At 63.3% G+C, this 24,638-nt stretch carries 26 protein-coding genes and 1 riboswitch; of the genes, 12 read left to right on the top strand and 14 right to left on the bottom strand.

All coding sequences use genetic code 11. From position 1 onward, the window contains the following. Positions 1-4 precede the first annotated feature (4 nt). Positions 5-1,108, bottom strand: a complete 1,104-nt coding sequence (gene nspC, locus ABD906_RS02360) for a carboxynorspermidine decarboxylase (protein WP_345098013.1) — start codon at positions 1,106-1,108, stop codon at positions 5-7. A 583-nt stretch (positions 1,109-1,691) separates the two neighbouring features. Between nspC and ABD906_RS02355 the strand changes: the two genes are divergently transcribed. Then, complete coding sequence (locus tag ABD906_RS02355) at positions 1,692-2,198, top strand: hypothetical protein (RefSeq protein ID WP_345098012.1); 507 nt, start codon at positions 1,692-1,694, stop codon at positions 2,196-2,198. 51 nt (positions 2,199-2,249) lie between these two features. Here ABD906_RS02355 and ABD906_RS02350 read toward each other — a convergent pair whose 3' ends face one another. From ABD906_RS02350 to ABD906_RS02330, 5 genes are all read right to left on the bottom strand, one after another. Beyond that, positions 2,250-3,248 (bottom strand): glycoside hydrolase family 25 protein, encoded by a 999-nt coding sequence (locus ABD906_RS02350; protein ID WP_345098011.1) that lies wholly within the window; start codon positions 3,246-3,248, stop codon positions 2,250-2,252. A 146-nt stretch (positions 3,249-3,394) separates the two neighbouring features. After that, positions 3,395-4,534 carry a PQQ-dependent sugar dehydrogenase gene (locus ABD906_RS02345; protein WP_345098010.1) on the bottom strand — a complete coding sequence of 380 codons (1,140 nt, stop codon included), beginning with the start codon at positions 4,532-4,534 and terminating at the stop codon, positions 3,395-3,397. 276 nt (positions 4,535-4,810) lie between these two features. After that, positions 4,811-5,419 carry a YkoF family thiamine/hydroxymethylpyrimidine-binding protein gene (locus ABD906_RS02340; RefSeq protein WP_345098009.1) on the bottom strand — a complete coding sequence of 203 codons (609 nt, stop codon included), beginning with the start codon at positions 5,417-5,419 and terminating at the stop codon, positions 4,811-4,813. Continuing rightward, positions 5,410-5,550, bottom strand: a riboswitch (TPP riboswitch). Its footprint overlaps the gene before it by 10 nt. A 209-nt stretch (positions 5,551-5,759) precedes the next feature. Continuing rightward, positions 5,760-6,032 (bottom strand): YMGG-like glycine zipper-containing protein, encoded by a 273-nt coding sequence (locus ABD906_RS02335; protein WP_345098008.1) that lies wholly within the window; start codon positions 6,030-6,032, stop codon positions 5,760-5,762. A gap of 174 nt (positions 6,033-6,206) precedes the next feature. After that, complete coding sequence (locus ABD906_RS02330; protein WP_345098007.1) at positions 6,207-7,208, bottom strand: polysaccharide deacetylase family protein; 1,002 nt, start codon at positions 7,206-7,208, stop codon at positions 6,207-6,209. A 220-nt stretch (positions 7,209-7,428) separates the two neighbouring features. On the opposite strand from ABD906_RS02330, the gene ABD906_RS02325 reads away from it, so the two are divergent. From ABD906_RS02325 to ABD906_RS02285, 9 genes are all read left to right on the top strand, one after another. Then, entirely contained in the window at positions 7,429-8,094 is a 666-nt protein-coding gene (locus tag ABD906_RS02325) for a tetratricopeptide repeat protein (RefSeq protein ID WP_345098006.1), read from the top strand. Continuing rightward, positions 8,094-9,524 (top strand): ribosome biogenesis GTPase Der, encoded by a 1,431-nt coding sequence (gene der / locus ABD906_RS02320; protein WP_345098005.1) that lies wholly within the window; start codon positions 8,094-8,096, stop codon positions 9,522-9,524. The genes ABD906_RS02325 and der overlap by 1 nt, the downstream gene beginning before the upstream one ends. A gap of 224 nt (positions 9,525-9,748) precedes the next feature. Then, positions 9,749-10,921: a cell wall hydrolase gene (locus ABD906_RS02315; RefSeq protein ID WP_345098004.1), complete on the top strand. Its 1,173-nt coding sequence runs from the start codon at positions 9,749-9,751 to the stop codon at positions 10,919-10,921. 240 nt (positions 10,922-11,161) lie between these two features. Then, positions 11,162-11,515 carry an AtpZ/AtpI family protein gene (locus tag ABD906_RS02310; RefSeq protein WP_345098003.1) on the top strand — a complete coding sequence of 118 codons (354 nt, stop codon included), beginning with the start codon at positions 11,162-11,164 and terminating at the stop codon, positions 11,513-11,515. A gap of 35 nt (positions 11,516-11,550) precedes the next feature. After that, complete coding sequence (locus ABD906_RS02305) at positions 11,551-12,300, top strand: F0F1 ATP synthase subunit A (protein WP_345098002.1); 750 nt, start codon at positions 11,551-11,553, stop codon at positions 12,298-12,300. A gap of 64 nt (positions 12,301-12,364) precedes the next feature. Then, positions 12,365-12,589 carry a F0F1 ATP synthase subunit C gene (locus ABD906_RS02300; RefSeq protein ID WP_188721673.1) on the top strand — a complete coding sequence of 75 codons (225 nt, stop codon included), beginning with the start codon at positions 12,365-12,367 and terminating at the stop codon, positions 12,587-12,589. Positions 12,590-12,660: 71 nt separating this feature from the next. After that, the gene (locus tag ABD906_RS02295) at positions 12,661-13,245 is read left to right on the top strand and encodes a F0F1 ATP synthase subunit B (protein ID WP_345098001.1); all 585 of its coding nucleotides are present in this window, start codon (positions 12,661-12,663) and stop codon (positions 13,243-13,245) included. Between the two features lie 10 nt (positions 13,246-13,255). Further along, entirely contained in the window at positions 13,256-13,735 is a 480-nt protein-coding gene (locus tag ABD906_RS02290) for a F0F1 ATP synthase subunit B (RefSeq protein ID WP_345098000.1), read from the top strand. Positions 13,736-14,111: 376 nt separating this feature from the next. Then, positions 14,112-14,681, top strand: coding sequence for an NnrU family protein (locus ABD906_RS02285; RefSeq protein ID WP_345097999.1), 570 nt, complete (start codon positions 14,112-14,114; stop codon positions 14,679-14,681). Between the two features lie 155 nt (positions 14,682-14,836). Here ABD906_RS02285 and ABD906_RS02280 read toward each other — a convergent pair whose 3' ends face one another. The 8 genes from ABD906_RS02280 to ABD906_RS02245 form a co-directional block, all read right to left on the bottom strand. Next, entirely contained in the window at positions 14,837-15,538 is a 702-nt protein-coding gene (locus ABD906_RS02280; protein WP_345098028.1) for a ribonuclease HII, read from the bottom strand. Between the two features lie 586 nt (positions 15,539-16,124). After that, positions 16,125-17,282, bottom strand: a complete 1,158-nt coding sequence (locus tag ABD906_RS02275; protein WP_345097998.1) for a PA0069 family radical SAM protein — start codon at positions 17,280-17,282, stop codon at positions 16,125-16,127. A 202-nt stretch (positions 17,283-17,484) separates the two neighbouring features. After that, positions 17,485-18,027 carry a molybdenum cofactor biosynthesis protein B gene (gene moaB, locus ABD906_RS02270; RefSeq protein ID WP_345097997.1) on the bottom strand — a complete coding sequence of 181 codons (543 nt, stop codon included), beginning with the start codon at positions 18,025-18,027 and terminating at the stop codon, positions 17,485-17,487. Then, positions 18,027-18,914 carry a 4-(cytidine 5'-diphospho)-2-C-methyl-D-erythritol kinase gene (locus ABD906_RS02265; RefSeq protein ID WP_345097996.1) on the bottom strand — a complete coding sequence of 296 codons (888 nt, stop codon included), beginning with the start codon at positions 18,912-18,914 and terminating at the stop codon, positions 18,027-18,029. Before ABD906_RS02265 ends, moaB begins: the two co-directional genes overlap by 1 nt. Before the next feature lies 1 nt (position 18,915). Beyond that, positions 18,916-19,101: a hypothetical protein gene (locus ABD906_RS02260; RefSeq protein WP_345097995.1), complete on the bottom strand. Its 186-nt coding sequence runs from the start codon at positions 19,099-19,101 to the stop codon at positions 18,916-18,918. 56 nt (positions 19,102-19,157) lie between these two features. Further along, the gene (locus ABD906_RS02255) at positions 19,158-20,021 is read right to left on the bottom strand and encodes a S49 family peptidase (RefSeq protein ID WP_345097994.1); all 864 of its coding nucleotides are present in this window, start codon (positions 20,019-20,021) and stop codon (positions 19,158-19,160) included. Positions 20,022-20,089: 68 nt separating this feature from the next. After that, positions 20,090-20,866: a tRNA1(Val) (adenine(37)-N6)-methyltransferase gene (locus ABD906_RS02250; protein ID WP_345097993.1), complete on the bottom strand. Its 777-nt coding sequence runs from the start codon at positions 20,864-20,866 to the stop codon at positions 20,090-20,092. Between the two features lie 3 nt (positions 20,867-20,869). Continuing rightward, positions 20,870-21,094: a putative signal transducing protein gene (locus ABD906_RS02245; protein ID WP_345097992.1), complete on the bottom strand. Its 225-nt coding sequence runs from the start codon at positions 21,092-21,094 to the stop codon at positions 20,870-20,872. Positions 21,095-21,240: 146 nt separating this feature from the next. On the opposite strand from ABD906_RS02245, the gene ABD906_RS02240 reads away from it, so the two are divergent. Then, on the top strand, positions 21,241-22,254 hold the full coding sequence (locus ABD906_RS02240) for a polyprenyl synthetase family protein (RefSeq protein WP_345097991.1): 1,014 nt from the start codon (positions 21,241-21,243) through the stop codon (positions 22,252-22,254). Positions 22,255-22,394: 140 nt separating this feature from the next. After that, on the top strand, positions 22,395-24,485 hold the full coding sequence (locus tag ABD906_RS02235; RefSeq protein WP_417282016.1) for a tetratricopeptide repeat protein: 2,091 nt from the start codon (positions 22,395-22,397) through the stop codon (positions 24,483-24,485). Positions 24,486-24,638: the final 153 nt, after the last annotated feature.

Here is a 24,638-nt window from a genome sequence, read left to right as displayed (position 1 = left end):
TACCTCATGAAAGGCTAGCTTCATAGTCCGCGAAATCGAACTCGCGGACAAGGCGGATGGAGCCGTCAAGCTCCTTCACTGCGATGGACGGCATCTTGACGCCGTTGAACCAGTTCTTCTTGACCATCGTGTAGCCGGCGGCGTCCTGGATGGACAGACGGTCGCCGATCCCGACTGGCTGCGGGAAGCGGAATTCGCCGAAGATGTCGCCCGCGAGGCACGACTTGCCGCAGACCTGATAGACGTAACCACCCGCATTCGGCTCCATCTTGGCCGGTTGGCGGTAGATGAGCAGGTCGAGCATGTGCGCCTCGACGGAAGAGTCGACGATCAGCAGTTCCTTCTGGTTGACCACCTTGTCGAGGACGGTGACCTCCAGCGTGGTCGACTTCGTGATCGCGGCCTCGCCAGGCTCCAGATAGACCTGTACGCCATATTTTTCGGAGAAGGCTTTGAGGCGCGCGCAGAAGCGGTCGACCGGATAGTCCTCGCCGGTGAAGTGGATGCCGCCGCCGAGGCTTACCCAGTTCACCTTGTAGAACAGTTCGCCGAAACGCTCCTCGACGCGTGTGAGCAGCTGATCAAACAGCTCGAAGTTGCTGTTCTCGCAGTTGTTGTGGACCATGAAGCCGTCGATGCGGTCGATCACGGGGAGCACCTTCGCCGGATCCCATTCGCCGAGGCGGCTGAAGGGACGGGCCGGGTCGGCCAGGTCAAACTCCGAGGAGGAGACACCGGGGTTGAGGCGCAGGCCCACCGGAATGTGCTTCGCGCGGTCGGTAAAGCGCTCGAACTGCGAGAGGGAGTTGAAGATGATCTTGTTGGCATTGGCGATCACCTCGTCGATCTCGTGATCGGCATAGGCCACGCTGTAGGCGTGCGTCTCGCCGCCGAAATGCTTGGCGCCGAGCTTCACCTCGTAGAGGGAGGAGGACGTGGTGCCGTCCATGTGCTTGTTCATCAGGTCGAACACGCACCAGGTGGCGAAGCACTTGAGGGCGAGCAGGACCTTGGCGCCGGACTGTTCGCGGACGCGGTCCATGATCTCCATGTTGGCGAGCAGCTTCGCTTTGTCGATCAGATAGTAGGGCGTTGAAAGCTCTGACATGTTCTGGCCTCACGTCCGGTTACGGCTGGCCGATCCGCGCGCCGGGCGGGCCCGCAGGCTTGTCGACCAAACCCAATGGTGGTGTTCGCAGTTCCCTGTCCCGGGACACAAAGTTTCGCTGGGTCCTATAGGGGAGGGGGGCCGTTCGCGCAAGTTCCCGCCGGTGCGCGGAACGACGCTGGGGCCTGTGGGGACAATTTCCCTGTGAACATGTTGCTTCCGATAGCGGATTGCAAGTGCCGAGCTTATCCGCCACGGGGAGCGGCCGGAGGGCGCGCTTGACTTTCCCGGGGCAGAGGGCAAGCTAACCGCCATGAGACTGAAGCGAACCTTTCGCCGCCTCGGCTGCGCATTGAGGGTCATTCCCATCGCGGGCGAATAGCCCCGGTGCGGACGTCCGTCCGTCACCCGGGGCTGATGACATGCAGCCGGCGCGAGCGTTGAGACATTCCCGACGACAGCGTCGATCTCCATCACAAACAGGTTGAAACCGCAGGGTCCGCACGACGCAATGCATTGAGGCATGCGTCCGTTTTCTATTCCGAACGGCTTCGCCGGATCCTGCACTGGCAGGAGCAGAGATATGACGACAGACGGAGTATCCTGGCATCTGACCTCGGGGGACCATCTCATTCTCGAAGGGATGGTCACGGCATTTGCAGGAGAGGACACGGCCTATGCGCGCATGCTGCGACGGAAGGCGCGCCACGGCCGGATCTACCTGGCGGCGGATCTGCCCGAGAACGCAGCCCGTCTTGGCAGCTGGGTGACCTATACGGTCAACGGAGTCTCCTATGGTCCCCACCGGCTGGTGGAGAAGCCTGAAACAGGTTCCGACCAGCTCTCCATCGGCGGGTTGCGGGGGCTGGCACTTCTCGGGCTGCTCGAAGGCTCCGCGGTTGTTGTGGAGACCGACGACGGGTGCCGGGAAAACATCACCCTGGTGAAGGTTGCGCCGCGGAATGCCACGCCTGACACCGTGGCCACTCAAAGGAATGTGGCCGAGGTCATCGCCTTTCCGGGGCGGCGCAAGCAGGCAGGTGTCGGCCACTGGGCGCCGGAGGACGATCCGGGGCCATCCGCAGCCTAAACCCTGGGCTCATGCGAAAACGGCGGCCCCGCAGCCGCCGTTTCGTTTGGATCAGTGAGTGTTGTGCGCCACCCAGTTGTGCCAGTCGCGCTCGCTGCCGTTGAAAACGTTGAGGTCGATCTTGCCGGAGACGCCGCCCGACAGGCCGGAGCCGGAATACTGCCAGAAGACCCACTTGCGGCCCGGATAGACCTGCGAGGGATGGGCGGCGACGGAGCGGAGCCAGAACGGATAGTCGAGGAACTCGCCCTGGAGGTTGTCGCGATAGAAGTCAGGCGCGGTGTAGATGATCGGGCGCTGGCCGTAGTGCTTCTCCAGCTTGGTGAGGAAGACGCGCATCTTCTCGATCACCTGCTGGCGCGAGGGACGCTTCTTGCACTGGGACAGGTGGTTCCATTCGACGTCGAGCACCGGGGGCAACGCGCCGGGCTCGCGCGGAACGTTGCGGATGAACCAGTCGGCCTGGTCGGCGGCAGGGCTGCACCAGTAGAAGAAGTGGTAGGCGCCGTGCTTCATGCCGGCCTCGCGTGCCTCTCGCCAGTTCTTGTGGAACATCGGGTCGAGGTGGTCAACGCCGTCGGTGGCCTTGATGTAGACGAAGTTCGCGCCGTGCAGGCGAAGGTCCGTCCAATTGATGTTACCCTGCCAGCGGGACACGTCGACGCCATGCACCGGCAGGCGGTGCGGTGCGTGTTTGCCGAAATTGATGGGCTTTGCGTCCCTGAAGCGCTGGCTGTAGACCCTCTGCTTTTCCCGCTTGCGCGGTGCGGCGCGGCGAGGCGAGGGAACCATCAGGGCGGCTGTCTGGACCTGACCTTCAACGGGAGCGATCGCCAGGGCGGTGGGCGGAAGGCCGGTCTGCGACTGGGATGACGCGGACTGCGCAGGCGAGGCTGGTGCCGAATGCTTGGGCGCGTGGGCCGAAACGGAGGCGGTGGTTTCGTAGGACAGGTCCGCCAGCAGTTGCTCGATCGTCATACCGCGCGACGAACAGCCCGCAAGCAAGGCCGCACAAAGCACTGCAATCGCCGACTTGCCGAAACTACGCATGGAAACCCGCACCTGAGAACTCACAGCAAGCGCTGTTAGACGTCTGCACGGGTACGCTACGGAACAATCACCAAGAAATACTAAATGCGGTCGTAAACCATATTAGTCAGCGGCTGTGGATGAGCGCGGACGAGCCGCGCGCCATCCTATTGCGCCGGCGTAATGCGCAGAATCTCGCCGTTATCCTCGTCGGTGATCACGTAGATGGAACCGTCAGGGCCTTCGGCCACGTCGCGGATGCGCAAGCGGAGGCTCTCGAGCAGGCGCTCCTCGCCGGTGACGCTATCGCCCGAGAGGGTGAGACGGACAAGCGCTGTGGAGGCGAGACCACCTACGAAAAGATTGCCCTTCCAGTCGGGGAAGGCGTCGCCTTGATAGAAAATCATGCCGGAGGGGGCGATGACCGGTGTCCAGGTGCGGATTGCATCCACCATGCCGTCCTTGTGCTGCAAGCCCTCACCAATGGTCGTGCCGTCGTAGTTGATGCCGAGGGTGACGATCGGCCAGCCATAGTTGGCGCCGGGCTCGATGACATTCAGTTCGTCACCGCCGCGGGGGCCATGCTCGATCTCCCACAGCACGCCGGTCACGGGATTGAGGGCGGCCGCCTGGATGTTGCGGTGGCCGTAGGACCAGATTTCGGGCAGCGCTCCTTCCTGGTTTACGAACGGATTGTCGGCAGGCACGGAGCCATCCGGGTTGATGCGGACGATCTTGCCAAGGTGCGAGTTCAGCTCCTGCGCCTGGCTGCGGAAGCGCTCGTGGGAGCGTTCGCCCAGCGTGATGAAGAGGTGGCCCTCCGGATCGAAGACGAGGCGCGAGCCGAAATGGAGCTGGCTCTGGACCTTTGGCTGCTGCCGGAAGATGACCTCAACATTTTCGAGGCGCGCGTTGTCGTCGCTCAGACGGCCGCGCGCGACTGCCGTGCTGTTGCCGCCTTCGCCAGCCTCGGCGTAGCTCAGGTAGACGAGGCGGTTCTGCTCGAATGCCGGATCGAGCGCCACGTCCAGCAGACCGCCCTGGCCGCGGGCATCGACCTCGGGCACGCCGGCGATCGGGTCCGACAGGCGGTCGGTCACGAGGCGGAGATTGCCGCTGCGCTCCGTCACGAGCATGGTGCCATCGGGGAGGAAAGCGAGGCCCCAGGGATGGGACAGGCCATTAACGACCGTCTGGACGCGGATGGACGGCCCTTCGGTTTCGAACACTTCGTCAACGGCCAAAGCCGGAGACGCAAGCATGGCTGCAAGCGAGACCAGTGACAGACGACGGACAAGCTGGCGCATGACGACCTCCAGACCGGAAACGTTGAATACTCCGAAACGCGGTTCCCCATTCCACAAGAAGGCGGGAACCGGGATCTTCCTCCTCCGGAACGGCTTTCCAATCTTCAGAAGGGAAAACCGTTCCCGCAGCATTTCTGCGATACCGGCCAAATGCTGGCACTTCGAGGCTTCCGCCGCAAGCGCAAGAAGTGGAAAGCCCGTTTGAAGAGGGACGACGTGATCTGCGGAGCCGGTTCAGTTGAGGATGAACGGGTTTCCCGGGATTTCCGCGAAAGGTTACACCGGCGTCGGGCTGTGAGCGGAGACCTTCAGGTCGAGCGCCACGTGGCCTTCCGGCGCGCCGAAGCGGAGGAACGCTTCCGACATGGCGGCAAAGACCGCGCCGGCATCTCCCCGGAGCTTGGTGCAGAAATTCTTCGAGCGGTCGAAGACACCCGACTGTTTCACGAAGTCGATGCAGCCGTAGATCTCGTCCATGTGATGCGCCGCGCCAAGGGGGTAGAGCGAAAACTGGGCCGCGACCGTCAAGCCCGTCACCGGGGCCGACGCCACGGCTGCCTTCGCGGCGGCGATCCGATCGGCGAGGGGCGCCTGATTGCCGAGCTCTGAATTGGGGGTGCAGATCGGGTCATCCGGTTCACCGGGGCAGCCGCGGGAGACGGTTGCCGCGAGCACGCAATGCTTGCCTGCATTCGCAGCATGGACGAACAGATCCCGCATTGCGGGAAACAGCTGCTCGGGAGGCCCGACAAGCAGGGTGGAGAGGTCGTCGGTCTCGATGCGGAAGTTCTCGCGGTAGGGATCGAGGGCCTTCACCGCCCCCAGAATGATGCCGACGAAATCGTCGGACATTGGATACAAGGAAATCTGCGCGCCTGAAAACATCGTCGCCTCGCTCCGCTGGCATTACCCAGATCAGCTCAAAGGGACCGACGGTTTCCCGTCATCTCAGCCCTGCGAGCGCGGCAGCACGAGTTTCGGCTTGCCCGCCCGGTCGAGCGCCCCTGTCGATGGGCGCACCATGCACCATGGGCGAACAATTCTCAATAATATTGTTGTGTCGCACGTCAGGCGGCGAATCATCGCCAGAGCCAGGCTTGACACCGGCTGCGTATGTTTCAGGCGACATCCGCAGGCCCGCCGGGCAATGTTGTCCTTCGCAACATCATGGCACCCGCCTCAGGGCCGAAGCGAGCTCCGGCCTCGAGGCATGTTGCGCATTGTCTTAGTAGTAGCCGCGGGGGCAGGCTGCGGTGTAGCGGCGTCCGTACTGGTCACGGTAGACGCACTGGTTGCTGCCTTCCGACGCGCGGCCGATCAGAGCGCCAGCGATTGCGCCCGCCGCACCGCCGATCACAGCACCCTCAACGCTGTCGTTTGCCACGGCCGCGCCGATTGCAGCGCCACCGACGCCACCAATCGCCGCACCCTGCTGGGTGGGTGTGCATGCGGCAGCCCCGGCCAGAACCAGCGGCAGTACCAATAGGAGCTTTTTCATCGGACTCTCCAAGATCATTCAGCGGCAGAATAATTCCGTCGCGGCACAATTTGTTCCCAAGCTAACGAATCCGGCTATCGAGAAACGGATCGGCCGGTCGCCAGCGGGCGGAAATTTATGGAGTGGAACATGTACCGCAGATGAACGTCCGGCAGTTTCCGCGTGGAAATTTGGTTAGCCGTCTATGCGGCGGTCCGGATGGATCCCATGGGTTTGCTCCAGGTATTCGCGGTGGGATACGCAGCGGACGTCATTGCGCCGGCAAACGTCCCTGGCGAAGCTCTCGAGAGCACGCCAGTAAGCGCCGCCGTTCATCAGCGTGAAGTGCAAGCCGATCTGGAGCGGCGCGCGGCTGCCCTCGTATTCGCGTCGGAAGGCGGCCATGAAGGCCTCGTAGGCGCGCTGCTCATATATGTCGGCGGCCGCCAGGTCCTCCTCGCCGCGCGAATGGCGGACGTAAAGGTTGTAATCCATGGCGATAATCGGCCGTTGGGCCGGTCCCTCCGGAATGAGGGGCAGCGCGAAGCGGAAAACGCCATCTTCTCGCGGTACAGGCAGGGGAGCGCGGGAGACGGTGCTGGCATCATAGGTGAAGCCGCTGGCCCTCAGCGCCTTGAAGAGGCTGCCGGAGGAAGACAGATAGGGCGCGCGGAAGCCGATGACCTCGTTGCGGGCGAAGCGTCTCCAGCCCACGGGCTCACCGTCGATCCGGTTCAATTGCCAGGCGTTCTCAAGAACGGCGGCGAACTGGGCAAACTCGTGCTGCCAGTCGGCAGCCGACCACTTGCCCCCGTCGAGATGACCGCAGCCATGGCTGGCGATTTCATGCCCCTCCGCGCGGGCGGACCAGATGTGCTGCAGCCGAGCAGCCACCTCTTCCCGACCGGCCGCATAGCCCACGTTGGATTTCGGGCCGCGGCTGCCGGGGGCTGTGTACATGCCGCGGGTCTCGGGCGTGAGCAGGTAGACGCACGACAGGAAATAGGTGAAGCGGGCGTCCGCTTCCCTGCCCAGCCGGCGGCTGCGCTCCCACTGTGCGAGAGGACCGGCGCCATCGAAGGAGATCAGAACGTATTGCGGCGGCGTCCCAAACTGCGCCGAGGGTTGACCGGAGTGGGCCGGGGAAAGCGCGGACAGCAGCGAAAACGTGACAATCGCAATACGGTTGGCAGACATGATTCTTCTTTTCGGAAACGGTAAAGCCGGTTCGCTACCGCGGGAATGTGGCCGGATTGGAATGCGGACCCGGCTGTTCACAGGATTTCGACCGCCGGGGGCCGGGACGTGATGGGGAAGTGTTTTCCCCGCTCCCCCTTCCATGTGCGGGAATTTTCGTTAAAAAGCCCACAAGACCATAAGCGCCGGGCGCGTGTCCGGCTCAGGAACGAGAAATCTCATGTCGGACGACAGTTTCATTCGCGAAGTCAACGAAGAGCTTCGCCAGGACCAGCTCAAGAGCCTCTGGAAGCGCTTCGGGCCGGTGGTGATTGGCGGAGCCGCGCTGATCGTGCTCGGCACGGCGGCCTATGTCGCCTATGAGAGCTGGACCACGAGCCGCGCGAACCAGGCCGGTGACCAGTTCGCGCAGGCACTCGACCTCGCCGCCCAGGGCAAGACCGAGGAAGCCGTGGCCAAGCTGGACGAACTGCGGCAGGGCGGCGTCAGCACCTATCCGATGTTGGCGCGGATGCGCGAAGCAACGATCCTGGCCGACGCAGGCAAGGCGGCCGAGGCAATTGCCGCGTTCGACGAGGTTGCGAACGACAGCTCGGCGCCCGGCGTGTTCCGAGATATGGCGCGCCTCAGGGCCGGCATGCTGCTCGTCGATAACGGCACTTACGCGGATGTGGCCGCACGGGTGGAAAGCATGACGGCCGACAGCAATCCGATGCGCCACTCGGCGCGCGAGATTCTGGCGCTCGCCGCATGGAAGGACGGCAACCGCGAGACGGCACTGTCGCTCTTCGAGCAAATTCTCAATGACAGCGAGGCCCCGGCGGGTGTCCGCGAGCGGGCGGAGATGATGGCCGAGCTTATTTCCGGGACGGGATCGGGCTCATAATGGCTTTCAAGGTGGCAATCGTCGGCCGGCCCAACGTGGGCAAGTCGACGCTCTTCAACAGGCTGGTGGGGCGCAGGATCGCGCTGGTGGACGACACGCCCGGCGTGACGCGGGACCGTCGCATCCATCCGGCAAGGCTGCAGGACCTGCGCTTCGACGTGATCGACACGGCCGGTCTCGAATCCGCCGCGGCGCCGACGCTCGAGGGCCGCATGCGCCAGCAGACCGAGAGGGCGATCGACGAGGCCGACCTCGTGCTGTTCATGGTGGACGCGCGGACCGGCATCATGCCCGACGACCACACCTTCGCCGATCTGGTCCGCCGCAAGGGCAAGCCGGTGATCCTGGTCTCCAACAAGACCGAGGGGCGCGGTGCGGAAGCCGGCGTGATGGAAGCCTACAGCCTTGGGCTCGGAGAGCCGATTGCCATTTCCGCCGAGCATGGCATCGGCATGCCGGAGCTGCGTGACGCGATAGCCGAAATTGCCGGTGAGCGGATCGAGCAGGCGCAGGACGAAGAGGAACGCCGCGCCCTTCACGTCAACGACACGCTGCAGGGCGACGACATCGACCCGGATGCGGAAGAGCCGGCTTATGATTCGGCAAAGCCGCTCAGCATTGCCATCGTCGGCCGTCCGAACGTGGGCAAGTCCACGCTCATCAACGCGCTGCTCGGCGAGGAGCGCATGCTGACGGGACCGGAGGCCGGCATCACGCGCGATTCAATTTCCGTCGACTGGACGTGGCGGGGACGGCCGATCAAGCTCGCCGACACCGCCGGCATGCGCCGCAAGTCCCGCGTGCAGGAGAAGCTCGAGAAGCTGTCCGTGGGCGAGACGCTGAGGGCGATCCGGTTCGCGGAGGTGGTGATCGTGGTGTTCGACGCCACGCAGGCCTTCGACAAGCAGGATCTGCAGATCGCCGACCTGATCATCCGCGAGGGTAGGGCGCCGGTGATCGCTTTCAACAAGTGGGATCTCGTCGAGAACCCGCAGGAGATGCTGGCGGAACTGCGCGAGAAGGTGGAGCGCCTGCTGCCGCAGGTGAAGGGGCTCAAGTTCGTCACCATCTCGGCGGAGACGGGCCGCGGGCTCGACCGCATGATGGAAACGGCCGTCGAGGTCCACAAGGTCTGGAACCGGCGTGTCTCGACCGGAAAGCTCAACCGGTGGCTGGAGCGCGCGACGCAGATGCACCCGCCGCCCGCGGTTTCCGGCCGCCGCCTCAAGGTCAAGTACATGACCCAGGTGAAGACGCGGCCCCCGGGATTCGTCATCTCCTGTTCGCGTCCCGAGGTGATGCCGCAGACCTATATCCGCTACCTGATCAACAACCTGCGGGAAGCCTTCGACATTTACGGTGTTCCAATCCGCGTCATCCTGCGCACGTCCGAGAATCCGTTCGCCGGAAAGGCGAAGGAGAGGGATTGACCGAAGGCTCACTCAGAATGCGAACCCGAGACCCCGGCCACGGCCGGGGTTTTCTTTTGGGCGCCTTGGGGCAGGTCAGGCTTCAAGTGTCGGCCGCCACACATCTTACCGATTTCTTAATGAAATCAATGATCAAGCTGGATGGCGAATTAACCTTCGATCAAGGTTAATCAAATAATTTCCACCTCAACAGCGGCGTACGAGTATATGTGTGTGAGGTTGGGGTGTTCCGTTCAGTCCCGCGTTCGAGTCGTATTCCGGTAGAGAAACGGTCGCGTCTGGGACCCACTCTGCTCGGTCTGGCCATCTGGCTCGGTTTCCCGACGGTCGCGGCTTATCAGGATATTCCAAGCCTCATTTCTGGCGCCGAGTCGGAAACTCGATGGGCAGCGGTGATCGAGCAGTCCGTCGCCGGCTCCATTCACAAGGCCGAAATGCCGTTCTCCGACGCCGATTCCCGACTGGACGCGCTTTCCGGCAGCGGCATGGTGGCGCCGGGCATCGGCGAGGTGGCTTTCCGTTCCAAGAACAAGACACCGGTATCGACATCCGACGAGCAGCGCGTGAACCGGGACGAAAAGCAGGGCCGCGTGGTGCAGGTCGTGCCAGTTGCGCCGCCTAGCATGTTCAATGCGGGATCCATCATCGAACAGACCGGTGCGTTCCTGGAATCCGAGCCGCTTGGCGAGATACCCATGGCCTTCGTGAAACCGGAGGTAAAGGGCAAGGAAGTGCAGATTGCTTCCGCCTTCCACGTCAAACAGAAGAAGAAGCGCGAGCCCAACATGCTTCCGGCTGTCGCGAAGCTCGTGAACAACGACGAGGCCGACGTCCTGGCCACGGCCTATGCTCCGGCGGAGCCGGATTATGCGCGCACCTCCCCCTTCGCCAGCATCCTGCGCGACGAGGATGACGGCCGCTTCATTCCGCCGATCGACCCGGGCGACCATATGTGGGCCAAGGCGCCGCTGCCGCCGCACGTTTTCAGCGAGAAGGAGCAGAAGTGCCTGGCCGAGGCCATCTATTTCGAGGCGCAGGGCGAGCCCATCGAGGGACAGGCGGCGGTCGCGCAGGTGGTGCTCAACCGCGTGCGCAATCCCGCCTATCCCAACACGATCTGCGGCGTGGTCTACCAGAACGATCACTGGTACAACCGCTGCCAGTTCTCCTTCGCCTGCGACGGGATCAAGGACCGCATTACCAGCCCCGCGCACTACCGGATCGCCAAGGAAGTCGCGATGGCGGTGACCGCTGGGAAGATCTGGCTGGAGAGCGTCGGCAGTTCGACGCACTATCACGCAACATATGTGCGTCCCAAGTGGGCGAAGACGATGAAAAGGCTCACCCAGATCGGACGGCACATCTTCTATCGCACCTACGGTGGCGGCTGGAACTAGGCCGCGGAACCCTCGAAAAGAGACCTTTATCGGACGCACAAATGCGCAGATTCTCCCCGGATTTTGGGTCCGCCTGAGGCAGGCGCATTGTCGCAGTGAATTAAAGTCCTGTTTTCATTGCTGTTAATCGTCCAGCAAGAGGATATTTACGCGGCTTGACTGCAAGAATGCCTCTCACTATGTTGCCCGCGACTTCGAGACGGTCATTCTTCGAGGTTTTGCCGGCTGCTGGAGGTTCCGATGGCAGAACAGAACGGGCCTGACGACCTGGAACAGCGGCGGCGGAAACTCGAAGATGCCCTGGCAGCGCGCCAGTCCGCATCGAACGGTGAGGGCGGCGCGCAAAACACCAAAGGCGGGGGATTCGGAAACGCGTTCAAGCTATCCGGGGAATTCATCGGCGGTGTCGTGGTGGGTATAGGACTGGGATGGTTTTTCGACCAGCTTCTCGGCACCACGCCTTGGGGTCTGATCGTCTTCCTGCTGCTCGGTTTCGCGGCAGGTGTTCTGAACGTCCTGCGTGCGACAGGGCGGGTTGCTGAGTTTGGGTCAGCGAAGCCAGGCAATGGCGGCGATGATCCGCAAAGGAAATAAAGCGGAAGACACCGCAACGAAGTGAGGGTACTTCAGTGGCCACGGATCCAATTCATCAGTTTCAGATTTCCAAGTGGATTCCGATCGAGGTTGGTGGGCTGGACCTGTCGTTCACGAATGCCTCGGCATTCATGGTCGCCACTGTCGCCGCTGCCGGCGCCTTCCTGTTCCTGAGCACCTCGAACCGCGGCCTGATCCCGACCCGCGCGCAGTCCGTCGCAGAGATGGCCTACGAGTTCATCGCGAACATGCTGCGGGACAGCGCCGGAACGCACGGCATGAAGTTCTTCCCGCTGGTGTTCTCGCTCTTCATGTTCGTCTTCGTGGCGAACCTGCTCGGACTGGTGCCCTACTTCTTCACGGTGACCAGCCAGATCATCGTCACCTTCGCGCTGGCCATGCTGGTGATCGGTACTGTCATCGTGTATGGTTTCATGAAGCACGGGCTTGGCTTCCTCAAGCTGTTCGTGCCCAGCGGCGTTCCCGCCGTCGTCGTGCCGCTGGTGGTTGCGATCGAGGTCGTTTCCTTCCTCTCGCGTCCGATCAGCCTTTCCGTCCGTCTTTTCGCGAACATGCTTGCCGGTCACATCACGCTGAAGGTGTTCGCCGGCTTCGTGACTTCGCTCAGCGCGCTCGGTGCACTCGGTGTTGCCGGCTCGATCCTCCCGCTGATCATGACTGTCGCGATCACGGGTCTTGAGTTTCTGGTTGCCTTCCTGCAGGCCTACGTCTTTGCCGTCCTGACCTGCATGTACCTCAACGATGCGGTGCACCCCGGCCACTAGAAGAGATTAACGGCGGTTTTCCGCCACGGTTCCAGAGTTCAAACGCTTCACAAGGAGTTGCAAGATGGAAGCAGAAGCAGCAAAGGCGATTGGCGCAGGTATCGCATGCCTCGGCATGGGTGGCGCAGCTATCGGTCTCGGCAATATTTTTGCCAACTACCTGGCGGGCGCCCTGCGCAATCCGTCCGCAGCTGATGGCCAGTTCGGCCGTCTGATCCTGGGCTTCGCCGTGACCGAAGCTCTGGGCATCTTCTCGCTGCTGGTCGCCCTTCTCCTCCTGTTCGTCTAAGCCGCACATTCTTTTGGCTTGCCGGGCGCCCCGCAAGGCGGCGTCCGGCTCTATAGAGCAAGGGGATAGCCATGTTTGTGGCACCGGCATTCGCCCAGGAAGCGGCTGAAAACGCAACCGGCGAAATCCATACAGAGACCGGCGTCGCGGAAGAGGGCGCCCACGGCGGTACCTTCCCTCCGTTCGACAGCTCGACCTACCCGTCGCAGATCCTTTGGCTTGCGATCACCTTCGGGCTTTTCTACCTGTTTCTGAAGCGCGTGGTGCTGCCACGCATCGGAAGCACGCTGGAAGTCCGTCACGATCGCATCGCCAGCGATCTTGATCAGGCCTCCCGTCTCAAGGAAGAGGCGGACGCTGCCGTTGCCGCTTACGAGCAGGAGCTGGCCGAGGCCCGGCGCAAGTCGGCCGCAATCGCCCAGGAGGCTCGCGACAAGGCCAAGGCGGAGGCTGAAGCCGAGCGCGCGTCCATCACCAAGGCGCTTGAGGCAAAGCTTGCCGAGGCCGAGACGCACATCGAGGAGATCAAGCGCAAGGCTCTCGCCGATGTGGACAGCATCGCCGAGGAGACCGCCGCGGAGATCGTCCAGCAGCTCACCGGCAATCAGGTGAGCAAGGAAACCGTCACGGCTGCCGTAAAGGCAGTGAGCCAGTAGGAGAATCGCTATGGATGCAACATTCTGGGCGTTTGTCTCCCTGATTCTCTTCCTGGCCGTACTGGTCTACGTGAAGGTTCCTTCGATCGTCGCGAAGGCGCTCGACGCGCGCGCCGACCGCATCCGCAAGGAACTTGAGGACGCCCGCGCCCTGCGCGAGGAGGCACAGCAGCTTCTGGCCGAGTACCAGCGCAAGCGGCACGAGGCCGAGAAGGAAGCCGCCGATCTGGTCGCCGCCGCGCAGCGGGAGGCCGAGCACATCGTCGCCGACGCCAAGGCGAAGACCGAGGAATACGTGGCACGCCGCACCAAGCTGGCCGAGCAGAAGATCGCCCAGGCTGAGCGGGACGCCATCGCCGAGGTCCGCGCCCGCGCAGTTGACGTGGCCGTTGCCGCTGCTGGAAAGATCCTCAGCGATACGGTCGACGGCAAGGTGGGCAAGACCCTGTTCGAGCAGTCGCTCGCTCAGATCAAGTCGAAGCTCAACTGAGTCGCGCAGCATCATTTCCGATTGCTGAAAATGCCGCCGCTCTGGCGGCATTTTCTTTTTGGGCTTCCGGCTTCAGCACCCGGAGCGGCGCGGTGTTTCATCGAGGCTCCGCGACCAGTCGTCCAATCGTTCCCTGTCGCCTCCTGGCCTGGGAACGATTTTCTTTCCCGGCGCGCTGTTGCCGGCCCCATCGGCACCCGGCCGGAATACGGGGTGGTTGGATTGTCCCGCTAACTGAGAGCGCGACGGTACGTTTAGACGGGTGATTCCCTTTTGGTGCTAATTTGAGATAGTGTAGGCGGGAGAGGCGGCGGCATAGCCGACAGGGTCGTCAGGGCAGGGGTGTGCCGCCGGACAATGTCGCAGAGAGGTTCACATGACCCTGCTGATACTTGGCCTTGTGCTGTTTCTGGGAATACATTCCACGCGTATCGTCGCATCCGGTTTCCGTGACCGGGTGATCGCGGAAAAGGGCGAGAAGTTCTGGAAGGTAACCTACACGGTCGTGGCGCTGGCGGGGTTGGTGCTGATCGTGTGGGGTTATGCGCGTGCCCGCTATGATGCGGTGATCGTCTACGATCCGCCGGTCGGCATGCGCCATCTGGCGCTGCTGCTGATGCTGCCGGTATTCCCGCTGTTTGCCGCCTCGCACAACAACGGTTTCATCAAGGCGAAGCTGCAGCATCCGATGCTGATCGGCACGATCCTCTGGGGCGTGGCGCATCTGGTCGCAAACGGCACGCTGGCCGACGTGGTGTTGTTCGGTGGCGTGCTGGTCTGGGCCATTGTGGACCTGATTTCCTCCTTCAGCCGCGGGCCGGTGACGCTCAGGGGCGAGCCGGTGCTGCGGAAGGACATTTCCGCCGTGGTGGCCGGGCTGGTGATTTATGCGGTCCTCGTCCTCTGGTTGCACGAATTCCTGTTCGGTGTATCGCCGATCGGATAGCAGTGTTGCTGCCGAAGCATTTCAGGCTTTCCGCATAGGTCTTTCGTCGGCCGACGCGGGTTTGAGACCTGCAGCCCTCGACAGACTCAGAGCGAGGGCGCGGGTGACGGAACCCGTATTATGTCCGCGGCGTGACGCCAAAAATCTTCAATGCTTCAGACTAGCTCCCGACCCGGGTCCGTCGCGATCGGTGTTTCGGCAGGGCTGGCCTTCAAGGGCGCGAAGGACATGCGGTGCAGGCGTGCGAGGGGACCGTAGACCGAGATGGCGTCGCGGTGCTTCTTCGTTGCGTAGCCGACGTGGCTGTCAAAGCCGTAGGCGGGGGCGTGCAGACCCGCCCGGACCATCATGCGGTCGCGCGTGACCTTGGCCACGATGGATGCTGCGGCAATGGATTGTGAGCGCTGGTCGCCCTTGATGATCGCCTTGCAGGGGCAGGGGAGCCCCGGTGGTACATCGCGGCCGTCGACAAGCGCGTAGGCCGGCGTCACGCAAAGGCTGGCGACGGCGCGGCGCATGGCCTCAAGGCTTGCACGCAGGATGTTGGACCGGTCGATGGACAGGGCACAGAGAGACGCTACGGACACCGCTTGCGCGGTGGCAAGGATGTCTTCGTAAAGCGCCTCACGGCCGGCTTCTGGCAGCTGCTTCGAGTCATGGAGCCCATCGGGGATGCGCTCGGGGTCCAGGATGACCGCAGCGGCCACGACGGGTCCAGCCAGCGGACCGCGCCCGACTTCGTCCAGACCGACCACGGGCGCGTGGCCGTCACGCATCAGCCCCGTCTCGATGGTGAAATCGGGACGGAGCGGGATTTCCTCAAAAAGAAGCAGAGAATCGGATTGCGAGCCAGCCATGGGACGCATGGTTGCACCCGCATCCGATTCTCCGCAAGCCTTAACCCCGGGGTGCGGCGGAAAGGGGTTAGGGCAATTTCGCGACGGACCGCCGTGCGGCGAAAGGCGGAAACCGCCGCGATCTCAAAAAAGAGGCCCGCCCAGGCAAGTCAGGACGTCCGCAACGCCGGACGACCCGGCGTCCGTTCCTCCGGCGGCGTGGGACAGCGGTAGGGCACCGATATTCCCAAACCGCCTACCTCCGGCTACCGGGCGCCCCAGGCAAACCCAGGGCCCGGCACCGCCCCGAACCACGCACCGACCGCCGGACGCGATCCACGGCGTGAAGCGCCTGACCGCTTGAGCCTCCAACAGGTAGCGCCGCGCTTCTCGCACAGCCGCGGGTTCCGCACCGGAAGCCGAGAGCCGGCCTGCAGACGCACCGTCATTCACGCGGTCCTTGACGGAAAACCGGCCCGCTTTTCCTGGCGCCTCACTTCTTTGAGCGTGGCTCCGGACGGAAAAACCGGTTCCCGCTTTTCCCGGAACTTCACTTCTTGGAGCGCGGTTCCTGACGGAAAACCGGTTCCCACTTCCCCGGAACCGTTCAGAGCAACACCAGCTGCTCCGGACCACGGGAAAGCGGACGGAACAGCTCCGTCGTCAGTCTCACGCGCTCCCTGTTGAGCCCGAGGCGGCGGGCGGCGATCTCGAAGCGGCGGCCGATCTGCCAGGCATAGGGGCCGGTGCCACGCATGCGCTTGCCCCACTCCGCGTCGTAATCCTTGCCGTCGCGCATGGAGCGGATGAGCGACATGACGTGACGGAAGCGGTCGGGGTAGTGGCGCAACAGCCAGTCCTTGAAGATCGGGCTCACCTCCAGCGGCAGGCGCAGCATGATGTAGCCGGCTTCCTTCGCCCCCGCGGCCCGGGCGGACTCCAGGATGCGCTCGATCTCGCTGTCATTGAGGCCCGGGATCACGGGACCGATCATCGCGGCGACCGGAATGCCGTTCTCGATCAGGGCACGCATCGCCTCGAGACGCCGCGTCGGCGTGGCCGCGCGCGGCTCCATGGCGCGGGCGAGCTTGCGGTCCAGAGTGGTCACCGACAGTGCGACCTTGACGAGGTTCTTCTCCGCCATGCGGCCGAGGAGGTCGATGTCGCGCATCACCAGCGCCGACTTGGTGACGATGCCAACCGGATGATTGAAGGCCTCCAGCACCTCGAGGATCTCGCGCATGATGCGCCACTTCTTCTCGATGGGCTGATAGGGATCGGTGTTGGTGCCGATGGCGATCGTGCGGGGCTCGTAGCCGGGCTTGGAAAGCTCGCGCTCCAGAAGCCGCGGCGCGTCGGGCTTGGCGAAGAGCTTCGACTCGAAGTCCAGCCCCGGCGAGAGCCCCATATAGGCATGGGTCGGACGGGCGAAACAGTAGACGCAACCGTGCTCGCAGCCGCGATAGGGATTGATCGAGCGGTCGAAGGAAATGTCCGGCGAGCTGTTGCGGGTGATGATGGTCCTGGGCTTTTCGACCTGTACCTCGGTCCTGAAGGGGGGAAGCTCCTCCAGCGACTCCCAGCCGTCGTCGAAGACTTCGCGCGACAGCGGCTCGAAACGGCCGGACGGGTTGATGCCGGCACCACGGCCGCGGCGGCGGTCAAAGTCGATACGGATGCCGCTGTGTTCGACAAAAGCATTCGCAATGCCGGCGCGCCCGCCGCCGAGCGAAGCGATCTGATCAGCCTTTGCTATCTGTTCCATCAACCGCGCCTCCGCGCTTATTCCATCGCTGGCATTTGTAGCGTCGAAATGAGAACAAAGCAAGAACAAATCTACGGATCAGCGGCTGGCAGGAACATCCGGCCAGAGCAATTCAGCTTTTCTGGGAAATTCTGAATTGCTCCAACGGGTTGTTTTTCGCCGTGTCGGGTCGAAAGCCGGTTCCGACCTTCCCGCAACCGCTCTAGCCGGAATGGCGGCGGAGGTGCTCGTCGAGGCGGGGAAGGATTTCCACGAAGTTGCAGGGCATCTGGCGGTAGTCGAATTGTTCGCGCAGGATGCCGTCCCAGGCGTCCTTGCAGGCGCCGGGAGAGCCCGGCAGGACGAAGATGAAGGTCTGGTCGATCAGGCCGGCGGTGGCGCGGGACTGAATTGTGGCGGTGCCAATCTTCTCGAAAGAAATGCGGTGAAAGATGGCGGAGAAGCCGTCCATGCGCTTGTCGAACATCGGTTCCAGGGCTTCGGGCGTCACGTCGCGGCCGGTGAAGCCGGTGCCGCCGGTGGTGATGATCGCGTCGATGCGCGGGTCGGCTGTCCAGGCGCGGACCTGGGCGCGGATCCGCTCGATGTCGTCCGGCACGATCTGGCGGTCGATCAGATGGTGGCCGGCGGAGGTAATGCGATCGGCAAGGGTGGCGCCGGACTTGTCGTCATCCAGTGTGCGGGTGTCCGAAACGGTGAGAACGGCGAAGCCCACGGGAATGAAGCTGCGGACGGTTTCGCTCATCAGACAGGATCCTCCGAAGCAAAGGTGGTCGTGGCCGCAATGAACCAGTCGGGGTGGCGAGCGGCGAGGCTTTCCGCGGCGCGGCGGGCCCCGGCTTCGGTCGGGAACAGGCCGAAGCAGGTGGCGCCGGAGCCGGACATGCGGGCGAGGCTCGCGCCTTCGGCGGAGAGCATGGCTATGACGCCGGCGATTTCCGGGACGATGGACGCAGCCGGGGGTTCCAGATCGTTGCGGGTGGATTGCAGCCAGTCGATGACGTCCGACACCGAAGACAGGGAGCGCAGGGGCGGCAGCGCCGGATTGGTCTTGTGGGCAAGCGCGCGGAACACCGGCGGCGTGGAGAGCGGTATGCCCGGATTGACGAGGACGATTGGAAGCGCGGGAAGGCGCACGGGCTCGAGTTTCTCGCCGACGCCCCGGGCAATCAGAGGCCTGGCCAGCGCGCACATGGGAACGTCCGCGCCCAAGGGCTGGAGAAGGGAAGCAAGGTCGCGGCCGGACAGCGGAAGCTGCCAATGACAGGCGAGCAGGCGGGCCGCCGCGGCGGCGTCGCTCGAGCCTCCACCGATCCCTGAGGCGACTGGAAGATTCTTTTCCAGCGTGAAACGCACATGACCTTTGGCCTGGTGCGGGAAAGCCTCCGCCAGCAGATTGCGGGCGCGCAGGATCAGGTTGGAGCCGTCGAGCGGTACGCCCTCCGCGAAATGGCCGGTGGCCGAGAGGGTGGTCGCTTCGGCCGGCTCGAGTGAAAGAATGTCACCGAAACGGGTAAAGACGACGAGGGACTCGAGAAGATGGTAGCCATCTTCCCGCAGGCCGGTGACGTGCAGCGCAAGGTTGATCTTGGCCGGCGCGAGCTCAGTCAGGACGGATGACTTGCAAGCCATCTCAGTCCTTTTCGACATAGTATTCGCCTGTGACCGGATCCTTCACCAGCGTGCCGGAGCTGCCGTTCGCCATCTCCTTCCTGCGCCGCTCGGCGCGGGCGGTGACGCGCTCGGCCTCACGGACGAAGGAGCGGTAGCCGTAGTAGGCCACCACGGCGAGAATGATGAGCAGGATTAGCTGGGGCATCCGCGCCTCCTCAAAACATGCAGCCGTTCACCTCTCCGGCTGCGGGGTTGCCAATTCTACAGCCCGAAACGCTGCCATGCAGCCTTTTCCTCCGCCGCGTCCAGCAGTCCGGACGCGAGTTCGGCGGCAATATCCGGCGCCGAAGGAAGCTTCGCACCGAAAAGCGGTATCTTTCGGGTCAGGAAGCCGCGCACGGGGCTGATGAGCCGCAATTGCGTCTTGGGGCCGAAACGGCGTTTCAGGTCCGATCGCATGTCGCCGACGCCGTCGGCCAGGCCGAGGTCGCAGGCCTTCTGGCCCACCCAGAAGAGACCGCTGAACAGGTCTTCGCTGTCCGCCAGCTTCGTGCCGCGACGGCTTTTCACGAGGTCGATGAAGACCTGATGGATCTGCTGCTGCAGTTCCTTCAGATGGGCGATGTCCTCCTCCTTCTCGGGCTGGAAGGCATCCAGGATCGCCTTGTTGCGACCGGCTGTGTAGACGCGGCGCTCGACGCCGATCTTGCGAATTATCTCGTGGAAACCGAAGCCCGCCGAGATCACACCGATGGATCCGACGATGGAGGAGGGATCGACGATGATCTCGTCGCCCGCGCAGGCGATCATATAGCCGCCGGAGGCGGCCACGTCCTCCACGTAGACCAGGACCTTCCGCTGCTTCTCCTCAGCCAGGTCGCGGATGCGCTTGTAGATCAGGCGCGACTGGACCGGCGAGCCGCCAGGCGAATTAACGGAAATGGCGACGGCGGGGGCGGGCAAGGCAAAGGCCTTTTCAAGGATACCGGCGACGGTGGCGAGCGACAGGGCCGGACGCATGGGGGTTGTCGACGCCATGACCGTCCCGTGGAGACGGACCACGGGAATCACGTCAAAGCCTGGGTTGATGAGGTTTGGAAACAGGCGGGACAATTGGTACTTCAAGGCAGACCCCGAGCAATGGTTTTAGGGCATATGTAAGCATCCGATCATTGCGCACAATGCCCTGCCTTTCAGACCGAAAAAAGACACCTCTCGCCATTGATCAGGGCATTGGCTTCCGGCGTGAACTCGCGGCCTTCCTCACCGTGCAGCATGACCGGGGGGAGGATTTTGAGAAGGCCGCGGGCTCCCTTGCGGGCGCGTAGCACGATGCGGATCGCGGCCGCGCGCGGGCGGGAGTGGATCGGGCGGATCTCGATCGAGCCGAAGCGGCCCGAGCAGGCGCCCAGGATTTCCTCCAGCGATTCCGGCCGGGCGATGATGGCCAAGCCGCCATTGGCCGCGGCAATGGCGGCGGCACAGCGGATCCAGCGTTCCAGCAGCCCTTCCGTCATCACATGGGCGTCGCGCCGCAGGCTGTCGGGCGAGGCGCGGTCGTTCGGATCGTTGAAGGGCGGGTTCATGATCACGAAGCCAAAGCGGTTGTCCGCCAGACCAGCCTGGACGCGCTGGCGCCCGGAGACCTCCACGTCTGCCTGGAGAACCTCGATCCGGCCGGCGTAGGCCGCGTTATCGGGCAGGGCAACGCTCCTGCGGGCGCATTCGACCATTTCCTGTGACCGCTCAACCAGCAGGATGCAAGCCTCCGCACAGCGGGATGCAACGGCCATGCCGGCCGCGCCCGCGCCGGCACCGAGATCGGCCACGAGGCCGGAAAAGCCATCGGGGACGGCAGCGGCCAGCAGCATGGCGTCAAGGCCGGCGCGGTGACCCTTGCCGGCAGGCTGGAGCAGATGGAACCGGCCCCGGTGGAAGGCGTCTATCGTGAAGTTACCGTCTTCGAGCATGGGTCAGGGAGTCCCGGAGTCTCCCACGATGCCAGCGCCGCGCAGCAGCTCCTTCGCCTGTCCAGCCGAGTCCTCTGCCACGAGAACCCGTCGCGGCAGCACACCAAGCGAGCCCTCGAGGACGCTCATGTTCCGGTCGGCGACGAGAAATTCAATGCCGGCATCCCGCAGCAGGCTCTCAACGAAGGAGAGGACGACCGGGTCATTCGTGCGCAAAAGCTCTATCATGCCTGGAAGTTGGCAGTAATTGAAAGCGATGTAAATCCGTGCCAGTTGTACCGGACGGCTGAGCGCGCTATTTGGCAATTGCCGGATATTAATTTTCCACGTGAACTTTCTGGCGAAGTTACGCGATCAAGGCGAAGGAGCTTGCGGTGGGCGTTGTAGTGAATCTGGATGGCAAGAGAAGCATGGCCTCGGTTGAGCCTCTGATCGCCCTCACGCAAGAAGAGATGGGCAGGGTCAACGAGCTCATCCTCTCCAAGGCCGGGTCGGATGTCGAACTCATCCCCAAGCTTGCCCATCATCTGATTTCGTCCGGAGGCAAGCGGCTGCGTCCAATGATCACACTCGCTGCCGCGCAGATGTTCGGCTACTCGGGCGACGGCCACGTCAAGCTCGCCACCAGCGTCGAGTTCATGCACACGGCCACGCTGCTCCACGATGACGTGGTGGACGAGAGCGACATGCGCCGCGGCAAGAAGACGGCCCGCATGATCTGGGGCAACCAGGCAAGCGTGCTCGTGGGCGACTACCTGCTGGGCCAGGCCTTCCGCATGATGGTGGATGTCGGGTCGCTGGATGCGCTCGACGTGCTGTCGACCGCCGCGGCCATCATCGCCGAGGGCGAGGTGATGCAGCTCGACGTCGCCAAGAACCTGGAGACCACCGAGGACGAGTATCTGCAGGTGATCAAGGCCAAGACTGCGGCGCTGTTCTCGGCGGCGGCGGAAGTCGGTCCGATCATCGCGGGCGCGTCCAAAAACGATCGCGCTGCTCTCAAGTCCTACGGCACGAACCTGGGCCTCGCGTTCCAGCTGGTGGATGACGCGCTCGACTACGGCGGAAGCTCGAAGGATCTCGGCAAGAATGTCGGCGACGACTTCCGCGAGGGCAAGATCACCCTGCCGGTGATTCTCAGCTATCGCAGGGGATCGGAAGAGGAGCGGCGATTCTGGAAGAGCGCGATCGAGGAGGGCCAGAACGACGACGAGGCGCTGGCGAAGGCGCAGAGTCTCATGACCAAGTACAACGCCGTGGCGGACACGATTGCGCGGGCGCGTCACTTCGGCGAAATTGCCCGGGATGCGCTGGCGCCGCTCAAGAACAGTCCGCAGAAATCGGCTCTCATAGAAGTGATAGATTTCTGTATCAGTCGCGTGACATAATCACCGATAACCATATCTCCTTTACTTCCGGTATGGCATAAAGATCTGGCATGTTCGCAAAATGGCCATGCTTCAACCGTACCGGAGCTGAAGCTGGGTACGGGTGGTCTGTGGGTCTTCCAGCCGATGAAAGGAAAATGATGCGGCGAATGAAGGCAGGGTTTCGGATTACAGCTTCAGTTGCAGCAGTTCTGGCTCTGACCGCCGGCAGTTTCGCGGCGACTGGGGACACCCAGACGACGGAGATCGTTCCCGTGCACTCGTTCTCCGGCGCCTATCTCGCGGCGCGTGTGGCGGAAACGGACAACGATCTCGACTCGGCCATTGCCTATTACAAGCGCGCGCTGAGCTTCGATGCCGACAATGCAATGCTGCAGCGGCGGCTGCTGAGGGCGTTGATCGCCAATGGCGAGCTGACTGAATCCCTGCCTTACGCCAAGGCTCTCACCGATGACGAGGAAGCCTCGCGGCTGGCGCGGCTCGTGCTGGCCATCGACGCTTTCCGGCACAATGATTATCCCGGCGCGGAGAACTGGCTTGCGGTCGATGCCGACTCGGATCTCGACCGGCTGATCATCGAGACGATGAGGGCCTGGGCCAAGATCGGGGAAAAGGATTTCGAGAACGGGCAGAAAATCCTAGACGGGCTCAACCGGCCCGAGTGGTTCACGCCATTCCGGGACTACCAGCTCGCAATCGCCTACGCCTATGAGGGGCAGAACAAGAAGGCCACCGAGGCTTTCGAAAGGCTGATCGGCGGCGCGCAGGCCGCCATGTCGGCCGAGACCTTCGCACGCGTTGTCGAGGCCTATGCGACCTTCCTTTCGAGCATCGGCGAGAACGACAAGGCGCTGGCGATCCTGACCGACACGATCGAGGCGGGGCTCGGCATTTCGCCGCTGCCGGTGCTGCGCGACCGCGTGGCGGGCGGCGAGAAGCTCGAATTCATCATCGACTCACCTTCGGCCGGCGCTTCTGAGGTTCTGCTGGCGGTGGCGACGGAACTCGCCAGCGGGGGCGGCGATACGTTCGTGCAGCTTTACCTGCACCTTTACCTGCATTACGGGCTCGCCCTGAAGCCCAACAGCGATCCGATCCTGGTGCAGCTGGCGCGGGTTGCCGAGCGGCTGCAGCAGCCGCAGAAGGCGATCGACTACTATCAGAAGATCCCGTCGAGCTCGCCTTGGGCGCGCTTCGCGGAGTTCCAGATAGGCCTCAACCTCGCCGACATGAAGCGGTACGACGAGGCGGTCTCGCACCTCAAGTCGGTGCTGGAGGAGGACCCGTCGGACATCCGCGCCTACCTTTCGCTGGGCCGGGTCTACACGGCTCAGGAGGATTTCAAGTCGGCGGCCGAACTCTATGACGAGGCCGTAGAGGTGCTGGGTCCGCCGCAGCCGCAACACTGGAACATCTATTACCAGCGCGGCATTGCCTATGAGCGGCTGAAGCAGTGGCCCAAGGCGGAGCCGAACTTCAAGGAAGCGCTGAAGCTTTATCCCGACCACCCGCAGGTTCTGAACTATCTGGGCTACTCCTGGATCGACATGAACATGAACCTCGAGGAGGGGATGAGGCTCATCAAGCGCGCGGTGGAGCTGCGGCCAAGCGACGGTTACATCGTCGATTCCCTCGGCTGGGCCTATTACAAGCTTGGCGACTACGACAAGGCGGTCGAGAACCTGGAGCGGGCCGTGTCGCTGCAGCCGGAAGACCCCGTCCTCAACGACCATCTCGGTGACGCCTACTGGCGCACCGGCCGCAAGCTCGAGGCCCTCTACCAGTGGTCGCACGCGCTGAGCCTGGAGCCGGACGAGGACCTGAAGAAGAAGGTAGAGGAAAAGCTCGAGAAGGGCCTGCCCGAGGAAGAACCGAAGAAGATGGCCAACGCGGCCGGCACGGCGGCGAGCGTAATGAATGATGTGTCCGAGACCGCGACCAGGCCGAACGCCAGCGGGACCGGGAACTCCGGCGACAGCGAACGGTCCAGCAGCCAGCCCGATCAGCCGGGCCCGGACGGCAAGGGTGACAAGGTGGAGCCGGCAAAGGACCGGGATGGCGCGGAAGGCGATGCCAATTTCTATACGGTCAAGGCCGGGCAGACGCTGTGGTCGATTGCCGTGGAACAGTTGGGCGATGGCGAACGCTTCCGCGAAATCCTGCGGCTTAACCCGCAACTCAGGAACCCGAACGCCATTTATCCCGGCCTGCGGCTGAGGATGCCGGAATAACGACAACGCGTGGAAAGGTGCGAAACGGCGCCTTTCCACTCAGCCTCATCCGGCAGCATGGATCCCCCGGCGGGTCGCCGGGCAGGGGCGTTTCGTTCACCCGCAATGGCTCAGGTTCAGGCCGGGAAGCATCTCCTCAATTGCGTTGACCGA

Source organism: Chelativorans composti (genome assembly GCF_039541695.1).
Taxonomy (GTDB): Bacteria; Pseudomonadota; Alphaproteobacteria; order Rhizobiales; family Rhizobiaceae; genus Chelativorans; species Chelativorans composti.
This window is presented reverse-complemented; position numbering and strand designations above follow the sequence as displayed.

What these genes read in the sequence shown, in the direction of transcription:
- nspC (WP_345098013.1), bottom strand. Translation starts at nt 1,108, where the DNA reads ATGTCAGAGCTTTCAACGCCCTACTATCTGATCGACAAAGCGAAGCTG.
- ABD906_RS02355 (WP_345098012.1), top strand. Translation starts at nt 1,692, where the DNA reads ATGACGACAGACGGAGTATCCTGGCATCTGACCTCGGGGGACCATCTC.
- ABD906_RS02350 (WP_345098011.1), bottom strand. Translation starts at nt 3,248, where the DNA reads ATGCGTAGTTTCGGCAAGTCGGCGATTGCAGTGCTTTGTGCGGCCTTG.
- ABD906_RS02345 (WP_345098010.1), bottom strand. Translation starts at nt 4,534, where the DNA reads ATGCGCCAGCTTGTCCGTCGTCTGTCACTGGTCTCGCTTGCAGCCATG.
- ABD906_RS02340 (WP_345098009.1), bottom strand. Translation starts at nt 5,419, where the DNA reads ATGTTTTCAGGCGCGCAGATTTCCTTGTATCCAATGTCCGACGATTTC.
- ABD906_RS02335 (WP_345098008.1), bottom strand. Translation starts at nt 6,032, where the DNA reads ATGAAAAAGCTCCTATTGGTACTGCCGCTGGTTCTGGCCGGGGCTGCC.
- ABD906_RS02330 (WP_345098007.1), bottom strand. Translation starts at nt 7,208, where the DNA reads ATGTCTGCCAACCGTATTGCGATTGTCACGTTTTCGCTGCTGTCCGCG.
- ABD906_RS02325 (WP_345098006.1), top strand. Translation starts at nt 7,429, where the DNA reads ATGTCGGACGACAGTTTCATTCGCGAAGTCAACGAAGAGCTTCGCCAG.
- der (WP_345098005.1), top strand. Translation starts at nt 8,094, where the DNA reads ATGGCTTTCAAGGTGGCAATCGTCGGCCGGCCCAACGTGGGCAAGTCG.
- ABD906_RS02310 (WP_345098003.1), top strand. Translation starts at nt 11,162, where the DNA reads ATGGCAGAACAGAACGGGCCTGACGACCTGGAACAGCGGCGGCGGAAA.
- ABD906_RS02300 (WP_188721673.1), top strand. Translation starts at nt 12,365, where the DNA reads ATGGAAGCAGAAGCAGCAAAGGCGATTGGCGCAGGTATCGCATGCCTC.
- ABD906_RS02295 (WP_345098001.1), top strand. Translation starts at nt 12,661, where the DNA reads ATGTTTGTGGCACCGGCATTCGCCCAGGAAGCGGCTGAAAACGCAACC.
- ABD906_RS02290 (WP_345098000.1), top strand. Translation starts at nt 13,256, where the DNA reads ATGGATGCAACATTCTGGGCGTTTGTCTCCCTGATTCTCTTCCTGGCC.
- ABD906_RS02285 (WP_345097999.1), top strand. Translation starts at nt 14,112, where the DNA reads ATGACCCTGCTGATACTTGGCCTTGTGCTGTTTCTGGGAATACATTCC.
- ABD906_RS02280 (WP_345098028.1), bottom strand. Translation starts at nt 15,538, where the DNA reads ATGGCTGGCTCGCAATCCGATTCTCTGCTTCTTTTTGAGGAAATCCCG.
- ABD906_RS02275 (WP_345097998.1), bottom strand. Translation starts at nt 17,282, where the DNA reads ATGGAACAGATAGCAAAGGCTGATCAGATCGCTTCGCTCGGCGGCGGG.
- moaB (WP_345097997.1), bottom strand. Translation starts at nt 18,027, where the DNA reads ATGAGCGAAACCGTCCGCAGCTTCATTCCCGTGGGCTTCGCCGTTCTC.
- ABD906_RS02265 (WP_345097996.1), bottom strand. Translation starts at nt 18,914, where the DNA reads ATGGCTTGCAAGTCATCCGTCCTGACTGAGCTCGCGCCGGCCAAGATC.
- ABD906_RS02260 (WP_345097995.1), bottom strand. Translation starts at nt 19,101, where the DNA reads ATGCCCCAGCTAATCCTGCTCATCATTCTCGCCGTGGTGGCCTACTAC.
- ABD906_RS02250 (WP_345097993.1), bottom strand. Translation starts at nt 20,866, where the DNA reads ATGCTCGAAGACGGTAACTTCACGATAGACGCCTTCCACCGGGGCCGG.
- ABD906_RS02245 (WP_345097992.1), bottom strand. Translation starts at nt 21,094, where the DNA reads ATGATAGAGCTTTTGCGCACGAATGACCCGGTCGTCCTCTCCTTCGTT.
- ABD906_RS02235 (WP_417282016.1), top strand. Translation starts at nt 22,395, where the DNA reads ATGCGGCGAATGAAGGCAGGGTTTCGGATTACAGCTTCAGTTGCAGCA.